Origin of the sequence: Halomonas profundus (assembly GCF_020865425.1) — a bacterium.
Taxonomy (GTDB): Bacteria; Pseudomonadota; Gammaproteobacteria; order Pseudomonadales; family Halomonadaceae; genus Vreelandella; species Vreelandella titanicae.
The window spans coordinates 137682-155050 of record NZ_CP086344.1; the positions used below are offsets into that span (position 1 = coordinate 137682).

Genomic DNA, 17369 nt, shown 5'->3' on the forward strand with positions numbered 1-17369 from the left:
GGTAAATCATGAGCGTTAGACGTTTCGTGGGAGCCAATAGTCGTGATGTGATGCGCCAAGTGCGTGAAACGCTCGGTGAAGACGCCTTGATTGTCGCAAATCGGCGTACCGAAGGGGGCGTTGAAATTTTAGCGATGGCGGATGAAGCCATTGACCACTTTGAACCCTCACCAGAACCTGCACCACCCGAAACGCCGACAGCACCTTCAGCGCAAGACCCCATGCAGGCGATGAGCGAGCGCTTACTGCGCGAAATGCAGGATATGCGAGCGCTGCTGGCAAACAGCCAGTCAACCCATACTGCTTCACCATCGCCAGCAGCGCCCACCGGAACGGCTGCACGGCTGCGTCAACTGCTGTGGAATGTGGGTTTTAGCAGCGAAATTGCCGATGAACTGCTGGCTGGGTTGCCTGCATCGCTAACCAGGTTAGACGGCGATAGCGAAGCCCCACTGCAGTGGCTGCGACAGCAGTTAATGGATCGCCTTTACGTACTCAACGATGAAGCAAGCTTTTTCGACCAAACCGGCATTGTTGCCCTGGTGGGGCCAACGGGGGTAGGTAAAACCACCACCACCGCCAAGCTGGCCGCTCGTTTTGTGATGCGCCACGGCACGCGCCCGGTAGCGCTGGTTACCACCGACAGCTTCCGGATCGGTGCCCATGAGCAGTTGCGCATTTATGCGCGCCTGCTGGATACCCCGATGTACGCCTTGGATGCCGAACAGCCCATCGACGATTTGCTGGGCCGCCTGCAGGGCAAGCAGTGGGTAATTATCGACACCGTAGGCATGAGTCAGCGTGACCAGCGGGTGATAGAGCAGATTGCCCACCTGCAAGGCGGACGCTCGCGGGTACGTTTGGTGCTGCTACTCAATGCTGCCAGCCAACCGGAAACCCTCGAAGAAGTGGTGCTGCGCTACCGTCAGGCCGCGCGGGCGGCGGGCGCAGAGTTAGATGACTGTATTATCACCAAACAGGATGAGGCGGGACGTCTGGCTCCAGTGTTAGATATTATTATGCGTCACGGGATGCGCGTACTGTTTGGCTCTAATGGCCAGCAGGTGCCCGAAGATATGGCCCTTGCCGCCCCCGATGCGCTAGTGGATCAAGCGCTGAGTACCGCGACACCTCAGCGTGAACGGGTGCAAAGTGCCGATGCGCCGATGGGAATGCCGCGCTGGTCGCGGGATGTCCTGGGCCAAGGGCGTCGTTTGTCGTCGCTACTGGCGAGGTTGCGCCAACGCGTCACGGGGTTTGCGGAATTAGAAGAGATCTGGAACCTAGCTTCGCTGCCTAGTCGTTTGCAGGAAACACATTTGGATGCATTACTTGCCGGTTATCCAGCGGCAAAGACCACCTTAGGGATGGCGTGGTTTCCGCGGCGCAATGAGCGCGGCTGCGACTGGGCAATGCCGGACATTGGCCTGGACACGGATGGTGCCTGGCTGGCGCTACCCTGGCTGCAGCATCGCCACGCCGCAGGGTGGCAGCCACGCTTAGCCGCTCTGTCGGCATCGAGCGGCGTTGCGGTGCACTTACTACCGCGCTTCCCTGAACCGGATGCACTAGCGTGGCTGGAAGCCGAGCACTTGACCTGGGTCAGCCAAGTGGCCCCCAGTCATCGGTTACGCTTTCACCACGAACGTCAATCTATCCGCCAGCTATTTAGTGACAGTGTGCTAACGCACCATGTGGGCGTGCGTTTTCGTGGCCAATCGGTGCAACTGTGGACTGCCTACGCCGAAGTCGAGGACGCCAGCGGCACGGCGCTACTCGCCTGGTTCGGTGAAGTTCGCGATCCGGAAAGCGCCAAAGTAGTGGCGCGCCGCTACTGGCTTACCCCCGCTCGGCTAGGAGCAGAGGTGCTCTCACTGCTGTTAACCCAGCTGCAAAGCGAAGGCTTGGCCGCCTTGACGCGTCGCGCGTGGCAGCAGTTAAAAGAGGCCGATAGCGGGGATCTAAATGCTGAAGTTCGCCTATTGATGGCCAGCGGTGTGGCATCGGTCGCCGGGCATCTCGATGTTGCTGATGATGAGGAGGCGCAGACGCTGCGTGGCGATCTGCTCAACCTATTAGGCAACAGCCGTCGCCGCCGCGATACCGGCATGCTTGATGCACTGGTCTACGCCTTTATGGCACGAGATGCGATTCGTCAAATGGGCAGTGTTAGTCGAGAGGGCGTGGCGTGAGCGAACAGGATCAAGCATCGGGTCTACGCAAGTGGGCAAACCTGCAGCGCCAACAGCAGCAAGCTGAGGGTACAGTTGATGTTGCGGCGGCAGAACACGTGCCGGAATCTGAACAGCCTAGCTCTCTGTTAAAGCCGACAACTGCAGCGGTGGAAGAGCCAGCAACGGTGGTAGCGCACCGGCCCAAAATTCCGCTTATTGTGGTCGGACTACCGGGTAGTGGTGCAGCCCAGGTGAACAAGGTTAAAGCACGATTAGGGCAGTGGTCGACGTTAGGTCGAAGCTGGGCCGGTGATCCTGAGGATTGGGATATTCATATCGTCATGGCCGAAACGGCCGACCTAGCCCAACTTTGCGATCAATACAGCCGTTGGGCACTGTGGATCAGTAGCGATGCCGATACCTTTGCTTCCATGTTCCGTACCTTGCGTCAACTACATGAGCGTGGCGGGCCGCGCCGTTTGCTGGCGCTCCACGAGCCGCACTTGCCGCGTCAAGGGTTGCTCAATAACTTGCGTGAGGCAGCTGATTACTACTTAAATATGGAGCTGTTGGTACTTGCACGATGAGCGCACTCTGCCGAGGAGACCAAGCATGCTAAGCTGGCTATTAAGAGGGAGACTGCTACTGAGCCCAGTACTGCTGACAGGGTGTCTACTAGCAGGGGTAACGGGAAACGCCCAGGCGACACCCGGTAGCTGGAGCAGCCAGATACCAGGTCTGATGGTAGCGATGAGTGATCGGTCAAGCGCTAGCCAAAACGCTACCCCACCTGCTGCTGCTAACAATGTGGAGTCAGCACAGCTCGGGCGTATTCATTGGCAGTTTCAATATCCCCCTGGTGCGTCATTAAACGCTTGGCTGTGCCATCCTGAGCAGTGCGTTGCGTTAGCTGGCATGCGGGGGACTACCACTGCCCTGGCGGGGTTTGCCGCGGATGCGCCGTTGCATTTTCGCTTCGCTTTACGTCCGGGGCAGCGGCCTGTTCGTGTCCAGGGGCTGCAAATGATTGTGAACTATCAGTGAAGGCTGGATAGACGCGAGGCGAGAGGATGTACACAGCACAAGGCAGGATCAAACAGAGTGAGCTGTTGACGCAATACATGCCACTGGTACGACGTCAGGCCTTGACGCTTCAGGTCCGTTTGCCAGCCAGTATTGAGCTCGACGACCTTATTCAAGCCGGGATGGTAGGGCTGCTGGAAGCGCTGGGGCGCTTCGATGCCACCCAGGGGGCAACGTTCGCGACGTTTGCCAGTCAGCGTATTCGCGGTGCAATGATGGATGAATTACGTACCCGCGACTGGTTGCCCCGCAGCGTGCGCCGCTCAGCGCGAGCGGTTGACAGTGCCGTTCGTCAATTAGAGCAACAGCTCGGACGGGCACCAGAAGAGAACGAAATCGCCCAACACCTTGAAATGCCGTTGAGTGAGTATCAGCAGCTCCTCAACGACACCAACAGTGGTCAACTGTTGCCGTTTGAAGAGCTGGTGGCCGACGGTGGCGAGCCTAGCAATAATGAATTGGCTAATTCACCGTTCGAGCAGTTGCTAGACGGCCAGCAACGACAAACGTTGATTGAGGCAATTGAAGCGCTGCCAGAGCGTGAAAAGCTGCTAATGGCGCTGTACTACCAAGAAGAACTCAACCTTAAGGAAGTAGGGGCTGTGTTGGGCGTCACGGAGTCACGCGTTTCACAACTGCACAGCCAAGCCGTCAGCCGCTTACGCGCGCGTTTACACGACTCGGCATAACACCTCTTTTTACTCACTTGTGACCGGCAAGGAGCCGTGGATGAACCCTTCGACGCTGATAGGCATATTTGCCAGCATACTACTGTTGGTGAGCGTGCTGTTTTTCACCGCAGAGTCCCCTGAAAGTTTTATCAATTTGCCGGGTTTGGCCATTGTGGTGACCGGTACCCTAGCGGCAACCTTTATCAGCTATCCGCTGAAAGAGGTGCTCCGCGTCGTACGGTTGGTGGGCTTGGTATTCCGGCGCGAAAATACCTATATGCGTGACGATATCCGCGAATTGGTGGATATGTCGCGACTCTGGTTTAAGGGCGATGTACGTGCGGTCGAGCGCGAGTTGGAGCATACCCGAAACCCGTTTTTGCGTACCGGGATCCAACTGGTCATTGCCAACACCAAAGAGGATGAAATTTTTGACATGCTGCGTTGGCGCATTGCCCGTCTTAAAGCGCGTGAGCATGCCGAGGCACAAATATTCCGTACCATGGCCACCTACGCACCCGCATTTGGCATGATCGGCACCCTGGTGGGGCTGGTCAATATGCTGGAAGTCATGGACGCAGGCGACCTGCAGGTGATCGGCCCGCGCATGGCGGTGGCCCTGCTCACCACCTTCTACGGCATTTTACTCGCCAACTTGGTGTTTAAGCCGATTGCGGTGAAACTCGAGCGCCGCACCGAAGAGCGGCTGATTACCATGAACATGGTGCTGGAAGGTATTTCGCTGATTACCAAGCGCCGCCTGCCGTCGTTTATTGAAGAGACCCTCAACTCGTTTGTAGCTAACTATCACGATGAGATCCGTGATAACAGCGTCAAACCAAGGCCTGATTCGTCGGTTAGTGCGGCGGCGAAGGGGTAGGCCAGATGCTTGACCGTGATACGCGCCACGCACTGGAAATGACGCCGTCGCCAGGCGATGGTGACGAGGGTTGGCTAACCAGCTATTTGGATGTGCTGACGCTGCTAATCACGCTCTTTGTGCTGCTGCTTTCACTGACACCGCCGGGAGGCGGTGAGGCGGCTGATACTGCTTTCATGCGCTCGGCTAGCGCTGTATCATCATTGCCGCTGGCGTCTCTAGCCACTGGTATTCAGCCCCGCCATTCAGGGGTTCAGCCGCAGTTTGATGGGCTCGACATCCCCGGTGTCAGTGTTTCGCAAGGGAGTGAAGGGGTCACGTTACGTATTGATACCAGCCTTTTATTTCCCAGCGGTCAAGCTGTACTGACTTCCCGTGGGCAAGAGGTGGTAGAAAGCCTTATCGATGTGCTGACCCGTTTTGACGGTCAGATTTCGGTAGAAGGCCACACCGACAGCGTGCCTATTTCAACGGCCCGCTTCCCCTCTAATTGGGAGCTTTCATCAGCGCGGGCTATCGCTGTGGTGAGGCATTTAGAGCGCCAAGGATTCAATATCTCTCGTATGCGGGCCGTCGGTTATGCCGACACCCAACCCATGGAACCGAACGCAACGGCGGAGGGCCGAGCTGCCAACCGTCGCGTAGAGTTGTTGCTAAGGCAGCAGGTCGAGGGTGAATAGATTGCGAGGCCACGTTTGTGTCCATGTACCACCCGCGGTTGCAGTCGTTTGGAGCTCTGCTGGTTTTAGATGCCGATTGTCGCCGCATTCAAGCCAGTAGCACCAACTTAACCCGCTTGACCGGTATTGAGCGCCCTGAAAATGGGCCGCACACTCTTGCCTATGTGTTAGGAAAACGGCTAAGCCAGCGGGTGCGCCGCGAGTTGCAGGGGCAGCAGAAACTCTCCGGCCCGCTGGTGTTTATTCGTTCCAAGCATAGCAACATGCGTTTTCAGCTCTATGCTTACCGAGCAGGTGGGAAGGTCATCGTCGAGATTGAGCCACTCAACCCCCAAGGTAAGCGCCGCCTGCTTGGCACAGTCAATGAGCGGCTGATGCATTTAGCCGACGCAACCCACCAGGAAGAGCTGCTCGACTGCTTGGTTAACGCTATTCAACAGCTCACCGGCCATGATCGCGTCACCGTGTGCCATTTCGACAGTGATTGGCATGGTTTAATGGTTGCCGAAGCGCTGGGCAACCAGCTGCCCTCGCTGTTGGGTCAGCGCTTCCCCTCAAGCGACTTCCCTGTCGCCTTACGCAAAAGTTACCAACATTACCCCGTTCGGTTAATTGAAGACGTCGATGCGCCGCCTGAAACGCTGACTCCCGCCTACTCGGGAGTGAGCCTTAGCGGCAGCTTTTTACGCGCCCCTGCCCCTGAGCGGCAGCGATATTTAAATCGCCTGGGGGTGCGTGGGTCATTCAGTTTGGCCATGCAGGGGGATACTGGCTTATGGGGTCTAGTGTTTTGCCATTCGCCAGCACCGCACTCGGTTGAACCCCCCGTGCGTGATGCCGTTCGCACCCTCGTGCAAATGGCCACCCAGCGCATGCTGTTGCTACGGGCGCGTCAAGAAGCCCGCTACCTACAACGGGTTCAGGATAGCCTCGTGCTCAGTGCGCGAGCGCGCAGCGAGCCGCAAAGTCCCCAACAGTTACTTCATGAGCAGGCGGCTATCTGGATGAAGCTGTTTCGCGCCCATGGCGTGGTGCTGTGGGTGAATGGTGGCGCTTATCAAGCGGGTGTGACGCCGACTCCAGAAGCGATAAGCCAGTTTGTGCTGCGCCTGGAAAGAACTCATGTACATAGCGGCCCTTGGTGCACGCGCGAAATCGGCAAAGAGACGTTAACCGCTTCGCTAGCCATGCCCGAGCAGTGTGGGGCTCTAGCAGTGCCGCTGCCAATGAGTTCGACCCAGCGCGCCTGGCTGATTTTTTTTCGCCCCGAGCAGGTGGAAACGCTGTATTGGGCGATGCAGCCTACAACCAACCCTAAACCGGCCGTGATATTGGCTCCATCGGTTGCTTGGTCTGAAGAGGTAGTCGGCAGAAGTGAAGCGTGGCTGCGGGTAGAGCGCTTAGCGGCGGTAGACTTGGGGGAAGACCTGACGCTGGCGATTTCTGCCTATGAAATTAGCTCACTGAATATGCACCTGGAGCACGAACGCAAAGCCCTTGCCGAAGCCAACCAACGTCTTGAGCAATTAGCCCATTTCGATCCTCTAACCAAGGTGTGGAACCGTTACCGCATCGAAGAAGCGATCAATGCAGAGCTGGTGGCTGCCAGGCGCTATGCGGCCGCTTTTGCCTTGCTACTGTTCGATGTGGATAACTTTAAGCAGATCAACGATGCTCACGGCCATAGCGTGGGTGACGATGTGCTGGTGGCCCTGGCGCGCTTAGTGGAAAGCTCGCTGCGTGGCTGCGACCACCTGGGCCGTTGGGGAGGCGAAGAGTTTATTGTGCTGGCGACTCATTCCGATGTTGATGCCGCCACTGGCCTGGCTGAGCGGCTGCGCTCGCTGGTAGAAGAGCTGCGTATAGAGGGCGTTGAGCAAACGGTTACAGTGAGTATCGGTGTCGCCGTTTGGCAGCCGGGTGACAGCTGTAAAACCCTTATCTCCCGGGCTGATGACGCCATGTACCGCGCTAAGCATGGCGGACGCAACCGCGTTGAAATGGCGCTTGAGCCTGTGGTGCTGATTTAAGCAAACCTTTAGGTGCCACTACCTTCACACTGGGTGAGCATCCGGTTGATCGCCGCATCGGCGCCTTTTAGGCTAAAGGTCATATACCACGGCTCGCGCTCGTCCTGGTCGAAGCCGAGAAATAGCTGCTCCCCCTGGCGCATGTCGGCCATCAGTGATGCCAAGTCACTTAAATAAAAGTGAGCATAAAACCCGTCATCGCCGCGCTCAGTGATAAATTCCGCCATGGTGTCGATAACGGGCCGCTCATCGATGCGCAGCCGAGTGGGCACCAGGTTTACTGTACGGCTCTCTCCCTGCTGCTGCTCAAGGGTGACGCGCATCTCCAGCCAGGGTAAATCGCAAACGCCCGAGGTGGCATTCAAGCTCAGCGTCGCATCCGAGTAGCTGTGGGTTTCTACCGCCCGATAGTGGCGTTCGCCCCCCAGTGAGAGCGTCATTGACTGCCAATGGTCGTGGGTGGCCACATCGTCAGTATTGAAGGTGGTCGCGTTAGCGACGGGCGTAGCGACCATCCACATGGTCGCTATCGCCACAACGGTAAACGTGAGCGTGCAAAGATACTGGGATGGAGAGCGCAGGAAGTGAGTTGCGGACATGATCAAAGCCATTTAACCCAAAACCCCAGTCTATATCGTGTTTGGGATTGGCAAAATAGTAACGCGCTGATTTTCCTATATATGGTAGAAAAAATTAAAAAAAGTGCCTCATATGGTGGGAGGTCACGTCTATACTTCACTTCGATGCTACGTATAATCGCCCTATTTGAGCGCTATAATTCACCCTCGCTGTGAAGGAGTTTTGCGACATGAGCACCGCTGCCAAGGCTATGAAGACCTCTAACGATGTCCCTATGCAGGCCCCCTCGCGGGAAATATGGGACGCCAAATACCGTCTTAAGGATCGTCATAGCCAACCCGTTGATCAGGACGTTGGTGCTACGTTTGAACGGGTTGCTCGTGCCCTGGCAGCGGTGGAGGGAGATAAAGCGGAAGAGTGGTTGCCCAAATTTCGCTGGGCGTTGGAAAACGGCGCGATTCCTGCCGGTCGTATTCTCTCCAACGCGGGGGCTGAGGCCTACAAGCCTGCGGTGAGCCTGATTAACTGCACTGTCTCCCGCACCATTCGTGACTCCATGCGCGATATCCTCGACTCAGTGGTTGATGCGGGTATGACGCTGAAATCCGGGGCGGGTATCGGCTACGACTTCTCGACGCTGCGTCATAAGGGCGCGTTCGTATTCGGCGCTGGCGCGGGCACCAACGGCCCACTGGCGTTTATGGATATCTACGACAAGATGTGCTTCACCGTCGCCTCTGCTGGTGGTCGGCGTGGTGCTCAGATGGGTACTTTCGATGTGGGCCACCCAGATGTGCGCGAGTTTATTCAGGCCAAGCGCGAAGCGGGGCGCCTACGACAGTTTAACCTCAGCTTGCTGATCACCGACGAATTTATGGAAGCGGTCAAGAACAATGCTGACTGGCCGCTGGCTTTTCCGCTGCACCCCGGTGAGAAAGAGGATGTCAAAGCGGAAGACTTGATCTACCGTGACTGGCCGGTAGTTGAAGAGGGCTACACGGTCGATGCCGAAGGCCGCGTCGCCTGCCGCATTGTCGAAGTGATTAAAGCGCGGGAGTTGTGGGACACCATTATGTCCTCCACCTATGACTACGCCGAGCCTGGCTTTATCCTGATCGACCAGGTTAACCGCATGAACAATAACTGGTTCTGCGAAGATATCCGTGCGACGAATCCCTGTGGCGAACAACCCTTGCCGCCAGAAGGCGCCTGCCTGCTAGGTTCTGTCAACCTAACCAAGTTCGTGATCGACCCCTTCGGCGCCGAGCCGCGCTTTGATTGGGAACGCTACCGCAAAGTGGTCGCGATCTTCACGCGTATGCTCGATAACGTGGTCGAGATTGCCGGTTTGCCGCTGCCCCAGCAGCAGCGTGAAATAGAAGCCAAGCGCCGTCACGGTATGGGCTTTTTGGGCTTAGGCTCAACGCTCACCATGCTCAAAATCCCTTACGGTTCTAAGCAGTCGTTGGTGTTCACTGATGAGGTGAGCCGGCACTTAGCGATAGAGGGTTGGAAGCAGGCGCTGGAGCTCTCCCAAGAGAAAGGCATGGCGCCGGTGCTTGAGCAGGAGCACACCATTACTCCCAAAATGTTGCGCGAGCGGCCTCAGTTGGCCAAAGATGGCTACGAAGTGGGCGATCAAGTGCCGGGGCGTATCCTACACGCCCGTTATAGTCAGTACATGGCCCAAGTGGCCGAGCTGGAGCCGGAGCTTGTGTCACAGCTAGCCGAGCACGGTGCGCGCTTCACCCACCACAGCTCGATCGCGCCGACCGGCACGATCAGCCTGTCGATGGGTAACAATGCCTCCAACGGTATCGAACCCTCCTTCTCGCACCGCTATTTCCGCAATATTATTCAGTCGGGCAAGAAGACCAAAGAGCAGGTCGAAGTCGTCTCCTTTGAACTGGCCGCCTACCGTCACTTTATTGCATCTGATGCGGTGGACAGCGACCTGCCTGACTACTTCGTCACCGCCGATGCGATATCTCCCGAACAGCACGTTGCCGTTCAGGCCGCCGCCCAGCACTGGGTGGATTCAGCGATCTCGAAAACGGTCAATGTGCCTACCGAGTTCCCCTTTGAACAGTTCCAGAACCTCTATTTGCAGGCTTATGAAAGCCGCTTAAAAGGCTGCACTACTTTCCGCTTTAATCCCGAAGCTTTCCAGGGCGTGCTCGTGCGGGAAGATGATCTTAAAAACACGACCTACGTATTTGAACTGGAAAACGGTGAAACCCTCGAACTAGCCGGGGATGAGAAGGTGATTTACGACGGTGAAGAGCATAACGCTGCCAACCTCTTTGATGGCTTAAAAGAAGGCACCTACGGCAAATGGTGATGCCGCGTTAAGCGCCATCTGTTTAAAAACGCACACCTTTGCTAAGTGGAGAACACCATGGCTGTAGAAATTACCTCAAAAATTGTTGGTTACCGTATCAAGCAGCAGGAGCAGGCCGTTCCCGTTCCTGAGCTACAAGATGAAGATCCGCTAACGGTACGTATACCTTCCCGTCCGGAAGGCACTTTGGAAGCCGTGTCTGAAAAGATTTCATACGTAGGCGCGGAAGGGCGTAAAAAAGTCTATTTGCTGGTGTCGTTTATGCCAGTGGAAGGCGTGATTGGCAGTAAGCGCGTGGTGATTGAGCGCCCGGTGGAGTTCTTTTTTCCGTCAGGGCAGCTCTCCAGCGAGCACCAGTGGATCACCGCGACCATGCGCAGCCTTTCGCTGGCGGCCCGCGGTGGTTACGTCACCCAAGCGGTGGCGGATCTACGCAAAGTGGCCTGGGACAAAGGCTTGGTACGCTGTGGTATGAACCGTTGGAATAAGCCAATGTTCCACGATTCGGAAGTGGCGGCGATTGCCTGGTCGATTCAGCAGATTCTTTATCGCCGCGGTTTTCTAGATCGGGATGGCAACCAGGTGCCGGTTGAAAAGCTGGTAGAGCGTTATGCTCATCGTATGGCTCACGGCCACGCTTGGCAGCCCGGTGCTGAAGACGAAGCTAATGATGCACCCATTGAAACAGGCGCGGTGGAGTCGATTGGCGGTGATAAGGCAACGAAGGGAAAAAAGCCTGAAGGCAGTGGCCCAGCCATAGTGGGTAACTGCCCCGAGTGCCGCGGTGAGCTGATCATGATGGATGGCTGCCCGACCTGCTATGCTGGCTGCGGCTGGTCAAAGTGTGGTTAGTTTTCTCAGGCGGAATCGCCTAACAGTGGCCGGACATTGTCGGTGAGGTAGCAATCGTCAAATTCACCTTCGGTGCATAGCGCGGATAAGTCTGGAATGGTGACATGGTGGCGGTCGCGAAATACTAGGCCGTCTTCACTAAGCGCCGTAAAGGTGCGGCTAACGTGTACCGGGCTTAGCCCGAGCACATCGGCTAACTGCTCCTGTGAGAGCGGCAGGCGGAACTGGTTGCTAATATCCGGGTTGGTTTGGCGCAGCCTTAAATACATTTCATACAGAAAATGCGCCATTTTCTTACGTGCACTGCGTCTGGCCAGAGTGACGAGGCGCTCAGTGAGCAGCGCCTGCTGACGGCTGCCAATGGCAAACATCACCGAGGTGAGAGGCAGCGACTGGCGAAATATTTCCAGCATACGTTTATGCGGGAAATGGCAAATCACGCCATCATCAATCATGCGCACATTTTCAAGCCGCTGCGAGAAGGCAAACTCGCGCAACCCGATGATATCGCCCGGCAAAAACACTTCGAGAATCTGTCGGTCACCATTCTCTAAGTGACGGTAGGAGTAGGCCCAACCACTTTTTAGCGTGCAAAACTCATTGGCCGCATCGCCCATCTCCCAGAGTAGCGTGCCCGACTTAATATTGGTTGGGCTCTCCTCTAGCGCCATGAGCAATCCCTTCTCATCATCGCTTAATGAGCAGTAGTGATTGAAGTGCTTAATAATACAGCTGTTTTCCTGACCCACGACGTATCCCTCCAGCACAGGATTGGATAATACTGCTAACGATTATCTGCCCGCCACTATAAACGATGTGGCCATCTACTGCGTCGCCCAAATAGGCTAACTAGCGTACCTATTTAGCCTGGGGTGAGCAGCGCTCACCCCTCGAAAACCAGCGTCAACGCTTCGTTGCACGCTTGCCTCGCGCGAGCAGCGGCGCTAAGAAGCGGCCGGTATGCGAAACGTCCTGTTTGGCGAGCTGTTCCGGCGTGCCCTCGGCGATGATCTGTCCGCCACCTGAACCCCCTTCGGGGCCAAGATCGACAATCCAGTCGGCGGTTTTGATCACATCCAGGTTGTGCTCAATCACCACGATGGTATTGCCGTGATCGCGCAGACGGTGAAGTACCGTCAGCAGTTGGCGAATATCCTCAAAGTGCAGGCCGGTGGTGGGCTCATCCAAGATATACAGCGTTTTGCCGGTATCACGCTTGGCCAATTCACGGGCGAGTTTAACCCGCTGCGCTTCGCCACCGGAAAGGGTGGTGGCGCTCTGCCCTAAGCGAATGTAGGAAAGGCCTACATCTAGCAAGGTTTGCAGGCGACGTGCAATGGCGGGCACTGGGCTAAAGAACTCCAGGGCGTCTTCCACCGTCATGGCCAGTACTTCGTGGATGGTTTTACCCTTGTAATGAATGTCCAGGGTTTCGCGGTTGTAGCGTTTGCCCTTACAGACATCGCAGGGCACGTAGATATCCGGCAGAAAGTGCATCTCTACCTTGATCATGCCTTCGCCCTGGCACGCCTCGCAGCGCCCACCCTTGACGTTAAAACTAAAACGACCGGGCTTATAGCCCCGGGAACGCGCTTCTTGGGTGCCCGCAAACAGCTCGCGAATCGGCGTAAAAATACCCGTATAGGTGGCCGGGTTGGAGCGTGGCGTGCGACCAATCGGGCTCTGGTCGATATCGATGACTTTATCAAGCTGGTCGAGCCCCTCGATCTTCTCATAGGGCGCGGCGGTCAATGTTGTCGCACGATTTAATTCGCGCGCCGCAATCGGCATCAAGGTGCCGTTGATCAACGTCGATTTACCTGAGCCAGAAACGCCGGTGATGGCGATAAACAGCCCCAGCGGCAGGCTAAGGGTGACGTTCTGCAGGTTATTGCCGGTAGCGCCGCGCACAATCAGCTGCTTTTCTGGATTGCCGGGTATGCGGTAGGGCGGCACGGCAATTTCCCGGGAGCCAGATAAGTATTGGCCGGTCAGCGAGTTGGGGTTGTCCATCACGTCTTGCGGGGTGCCCTGGGCAACGATTTCACCGCCGTGCACACCCGCACCTGGGCCGATATCCAGCACGTGGTCGGCGGCGCGAATAGCGTCTTCATCGTGCTCTACCACAATCACGGTATTGCCTAAGTCACGCAGTCGCTCAAGGGTTTTCAGCAGTCGGTCGTTGTCGCGCTGATGCAAGCCAATCGACGGCTCATCGAGAATATACATGACCCCGACCAGGCCTGCGCCGATTTGGCTGGCTAAACGGATACGCTGGGCTTCACCGCCGGAAAGGGTATCGGCACTGCGCTCCAGGTTGAGATAGTCCAGCCCCACGTTGACCAGAAACTCTAGCCGGGCGTGAATCTCATGGACGATTTTATCGGCGATCTCACCTTTGCGTCCTGGCAGGCTTAGGTCGGCAAAGTAGCGCCACGCCTCACCAATCGGAAAGCGCACAATCTCGGCGATATTGTGATCATCCACGTAAACATGGCGTGACTCTTTACGCAGGCGCGAGCCATTACAGGTGGCGCAGGGCTGTACGGCGATGTATTTGACCAGGTCATCGCGCACCATATTGGATTCGGTTTCCCGATAGCGGCGCTGCATATTGGGCAGTACGCCTTCGAAAGCGTGTTCGCGGGTCACTTTACGGCCGCGATCACCCACGTACACAAACGGTATCTGTTCGTCGCCGCTGCCGTTTAAGATAACCTCCCGCTCGTGGCGGGCGAGCTCTTGCCAGGGCGTTTCCAGCTCAAAGCCGTAGTGCTTGGCCAGTGCCTGGAGCTGGGTGAAGTAGTAAATATTGCGCCGATCCCAGCCTTTGATCACGCCTTCGGCAAGCGATAGCTCCGGGTGGCTGATGAGCTTGTCCGGGTCGAAGTACTGCTGTACGCCTAGCCCGTCGCAGGTAGGGCAGGCGCCCGCAGGATTGTTGAACGAGAACATGCGTGGCTCAAGTTCCGCCAGCGAGTAGCCGCACACCGGGCAGGCAAAGCGCGATGAAAAGGCAATATCGTCGCGTTCACCGTCCATAAAGTGAATCATGGCGGTGCCGTCGGCGAGGTTCAGCGCGGTTTCAAAGGACTCCGCCAAACGTTGGGCAAGGTCGTCGCGCACTTTGAAGCGGTCAACGACGACGCTGATATCGTGTTTTTTGCGCTTATCCAGTGGTGCGATGTCGTCCAGTTCCAGCACTTGGCCATCGACCAGGGCGCGTACGAAGCCCTGGGCGCGCAGCTCGGCTAATAACTGTAAATGTTCGCCTTTGCGGCCTTTGACTACCGGCGCCAGCAGCATCAGCTTGGTGCCTTCGGCGAGGTTCATGACTTGGTCGACCATTTGCGAGATGGTCTGGGCTTCCAAGTCTTCGCCATGTTCTGGGCAGCGGGGCGTCCCGGCACGGGCAAACAGCAGACGCAGGTAGTCGTAAATTTCGGTGATGGTGCCCACGGTCGAGCGCGGGTTGTGGGAAGTGGACTTCTGCTCAATGGAGATCGCAGGTGACAGCCCTTCGATGTGATCCACATCGGGCTTTTCCATCATCGACAGGAACTGGCGCGCATAAGTGGAGAGCGATTCCACGTAGCGGCGCTGCCCCTCGGCGTAAAGGGTGTCGAATGCTAACGACGATTTACCCGAGCCGGAGAGGCCGGTAATCACAATCAGCTTGTTACGGGGCAGCTCCACATCGATCTGCTTGAGGTTGTGGGTGCGGGCACCCCTGACCAGAATGCTGTCCATCAACACCTCGAATCGCGCGGCAAAAGCGTGATTATACGTTTGTCGGCACCCTCCCGGCAAAACCGCTTTCATAACCCAAGATAACCTGCGGCAACTCGCGACGTTTCCAGCGCCAGCCCAAACCGCTAGAATAGAGGATTGTCACAATCCACACTGACTCACCACATGCTTAACCACCATATAAAAGGGCATTATGCGCAAGGTTTCCGCACTATTGCTGGCCTCTGAACGACGTGCGATCAGTGGTTTGGCCGGGCTTTATGCATCGCGCATGCTGGGTCTGTTTATGGTGCTGCCGGTGTTGGCGCTGTATGCCGACACCCTTGAGGGTTCGACCCCGCTACTCGTGGGCGTGGCGCTGGGGATTTATGGTTTAACCCAGGCAACGCTGCAAATCCCGTTTGGCTTACTCTCTGACCGCATTGGTCGTAAGCGGGTGATTGCCATGGGGCTATTGATATTTGCACTCGGAAGCGTGGTCGCCGCTCTATCCGATACCATTATTGGTGTGATTGCCGGGCGAGCGCTGCAGGGTGGCGGTGCCGTTGCCGCGGCGATTATGGCGCTGCTGGCGGATCAAACCCGTGAAGAAGTGCGCACCGCTGCTATGGCCACCATTGGGCTTTCTATTGGCGTTTCGTTTGCGATTGCGATGGTGCTGGGGCCATGGCTTGCCGCCTGGGCTGGGCTGGCTGGGGTCTTCTGGTTTACCTCGCTACTAACGCTGGTGGGGCTGCTGGTGCTATGGCGCTGGGTGCCTGCCGCGCCGCGGCGGCGACGTCACCGCGATGTGGGCATGGATCGCCAGCAGTTTAAAAGTGTCATCACCCGCCCCGATTTATGGCGGCTGGATATGTCGATTTTTGCCCTGCATTTAGTGCTGATGGCGATATTTGTCGCGGTACCTTTTCGCCTGCTAGACGCCGGTGTAGCGATTGAGTATCACGGGCTGGCATATCTTGGCATTATGGCGCTATCGTTTGTGGCCATGGTGCCGCTGATAATTGTGGCCGAGAAGCAGCAGCGCATGCGTTTGATGTGCTTGGCTGCGATCGGCGCTATTGTGATTAGTTTGGCCGGGCTGGGGTTGCCACTCTCGCCAAGCTACTGGTTGTTTGTATGGCTGTTTGTGTTCTTCACTGGCTTTAACTTGCTGGAAGCGACGCTACCTTCCATGCTCAGTAAGTTGGCTCCGGCGGGCGCCAAAGGTACCGCGATGGGGGTCTACTCCACCAGCCAATTTTTAGGCGCTTTTTTAGGCGGTACGCTAGGCGGTTTACTGGCGCATTACGGTGGCCTCAACGCGGTTTTTATTGGCTGTGCTGGGCTTGCGCTATGCTGGTGGATCGCCATGTGGCGGATGCCCGCACCGCCCCCGCTCTCCAGCGAAGTGGTGGCGCTACACGAGACCCAGGCAGATGCGCTCGACCTGTTGATGGAACACTTAGCCGATGTGGTCGGCGTCGAAGACGTAATGGTGGTGCCAGAAGAGCGTTTGGTCTATTTAAAGGTGAACCGCCAGCAGCTCGATCAGGCGGCGTTGAACAAGCTCATGGCACCCCCCAAATCTTAATCCAGCCGTGCCGATGAAGTGTGGCGGCGGTTGGCAATAAACTCTACATGACAGCTATTAAAGGAGCGCCTTATGGCTCGCGGCATTAACAAAGTCATTCTGATTGGCAACCTCGGGCAGGATCCAGAGGTGCGTTTCACTCCCAGCGGCACCGCTGTGGCCAACCTAAACCTGGCCACCACTGATACCTGGATGGATCGCCAAAGCGGTCAACGCCAAGAGCGCACCGAATGGCACCGCGTGGTGATGTTCAATAAAACCGCTGAGATCGCCCAGCAGTACCTGAAAAAAGGCTCCAAAGTCTATATTGAAGGGCGCCTGCAAACCCGTAAGTGGCAGGATCAGAATGGGCAAGATCGCTACTCGACGGAAATCGTTGCCAACGATATGCAGATGCTTGATGGCCGTAGCGGTGATTACCAGGGCGGTGGCGCTCCGCAAAATAACTATTCCCAGAACGCTCCTCAGAACGCCCCCCAGAATGCGCCGGCTCAAAATAATCCTGCTGCTAATCACCAAGGCGGCTATCCCCCTCAGGGTGGTGCGCCTCAAGGCGGAAATAACTACCCTGGCGGGCAGAGCCCACAACAGCCACCACGGCCCGCTCAGCCAGCACCGCACCAGGGCAACCAAGCTCCACCGCCCAACCAGCAGAACAGCAGCTACGGCGCTCCGGATCCGGGTAACTTCGACGACTTCGACGATGAGATCCCGTTCTAAAGACGTAAAACGCCTAAAACGATTAACGAGATCACA

Annotated in this window: 14 protein-coding genes; 11 read left to right on the forward strand and 3 right to left on the reverse strand. The window is 56.8% G+C overall.

Going from position 1 to position 17369, the window contains the following annotated elements:
* Positions 1–8 precede the first annotated feature (8 nt).
* From flhF to LMS44_RS00675, 7 genes are read left to right on the forward strand one after another with little or no spacing between them, the layout of a single operon-like run.
* Positions 9–2192: a flagellar biosynthesis GTPase FlhF gene (gene flhF / locus LMS44_RS00645; protein ID WP_022520920.1), complete on the forward strand. Its 2184-nt coding sequence runs from the start codon at positions 9–11 to the stop codon at positions 2190–2192.
* Complete coding sequence (locus LMS44_RS00650; protein ID WP_138801285.1) at positions 2189–2761, forward strand: C15 family peptidase; 573 nt, start codon at positions 2189–2191, stop codon at positions 2759–2761. Before flhF ends, LMS44_RS00650 begins: the two co-directional genes overlap by 4 nt.
* A 25-nt stretch (positions 2762–2786) precedes the next feature.
* Positions 2787–3218 carry a flagellar protein FlhE gene (locus LMS44_RS00655; protein WP_278371921.1) on the forward strand — a complete coding sequence of 144 codons (432 nt, stop codon included), beginning with the start codon at positions 2787–2789 and terminating at the stop codon, positions 3216–3218.
* Positions 3219–3244: 26 nt separating this feature from the next.
* The gene (locus LMS44_RS00660; RefSeq protein WP_009288446.1) at positions 3245–3946 is read left to right on the forward strand and encodes an RNA polymerase sigma factor FliA; all 702 of its coding nucleotides are present in this window, start codon (positions 3245–3247) and stop codon (positions 3944–3946) included.
* Between the two features lie 40 nt (positions 3947–3986).
* Complete coding sequence (locus LMS44_RS00665; RefSeq protein WP_022520917.1) at positions 3987–4808, forward strand: motility protein A; 822 nt, start codon at positions 3987–3989, stop codon at positions 4806–4808.
* A gap of 5 nt (positions 4809–4813) precedes the next feature.
* The gene (locus tag LMS44_RS00670) at positions 4814–5488 is read left to right on the forward strand and encodes an OmpA/MotB family protein (RefSeq protein ID WP_022520916.1); all 675 of its coding nucleotides are present in this window, start codon (positions 4814–4816) and stop codon (positions 5486–5488) included.
* Positions 5489–5511: 23 nt separating this feature from the next.
* Positions 5512–7518, forward strand: a complete 2007-nt coding sequence (locus LMS44_RS00675; protein ID WP_414727643.1) for a sensor domain-containing diguanylate cyclase — start codon at positions 5512–5514, stop codon at positions 7516–7518.
* Between the two features lie 8 nt (positions 7519–7526).
* Here the strand turns inward: LMS44_RS00675 and LMS44_RS00680 are convergent, their stop codons facing one another.
* Complete coding sequence (locus LMS44_RS00680) at positions 7527–8129, reverse strand: hypothetical protein (protein ID WP_009288449.1); 603 nt, start codon at positions 8127–8129, stop codon at positions 7527–7529.
* A gap of 197 nt (positions 8130–8326) precedes the next feature.
* Here LMS44_RS00680 and LMS44_RS00685 point away from each other — a divergent pair, with 197 nt between their 5' ends.
* Positions 8327–10438 (forward strand): adenosylcobalamin-dependent ribonucleoside-diphosphate reductase, encoded by a 2112-nt coding sequence (locus LMS44_RS00685; protein ID WP_022520914.1) that lies wholly within the window; start codon positions 8327–8329, stop codon positions 10436–10438.
* 57 nt (positions 10439–10495) lie between these two features.
* Entirely contained in the window at positions 10496–11290 is a 795-nt protein-coding gene (locus LMS44_RS00690) for a hypothetical protein (protein ID WP_022520913.1), read from the forward strand.
* A gap of 5 nt (positions 11291–11295) precedes the next feature.
* On the opposite strand, the gene LMS44_RS00695 is transcribed toward LMS44_RS00690, so the two are convergent.
* Both LMS44_RS00695 and uvrA read right to left on the reverse strand, forming a co-directional pair.
* Complete coding sequence (locus tag LMS44_RS00695; RefSeq protein ID WP_022520912.1) at positions 11296–12039, reverse strand: Crp/Fnr family transcriptional regulator; 744 nt, start codon at positions 12037–12039, stop codon at positions 11296–11298.
* Between the two features lie 154 nt (positions 12040–12193).
* Positions 12194–15040: an excinuclease ABC subunit UvrA gene (gene uvrA / locus LMS44_RS00700; RefSeq protein ID WP_041159373.1), complete on the reverse strand. Its 2847-nt coding sequence runs from the start codon at positions 15038–15040 to the stop codon at positions 12194–12196.
* Positions 15041–15233: 193 nt separating this feature from the next.
* Between uvrA and LMS44_RS00705 the strand changes: the two genes are divergently transcribed.
* A complete protein-coding gene (locus LMS44_RS00705) occupies positions 15234–16613 on the forward strand; it encodes an MFS transporter (protein WP_278371926.1) in 1380 nt (459 codons plus the stop codon).
* A 72-nt stretch (positions 16614–16685) separates the two neighbouring features.
* Positions 16686–17333 carry a single-stranded DNA-binding protein gene (locus LMS44_RS00710; protein WP_022520910.1) on the forward strand — a complete coding sequence of 216 codons (648 nt, stop codon included), beginning with the start codon at positions 16686–16688 and terminating at the stop codon, positions 17331–17333.
* The last annotated feature ends 36 nt before the right edge of the window (positions 17334–17369 follow it).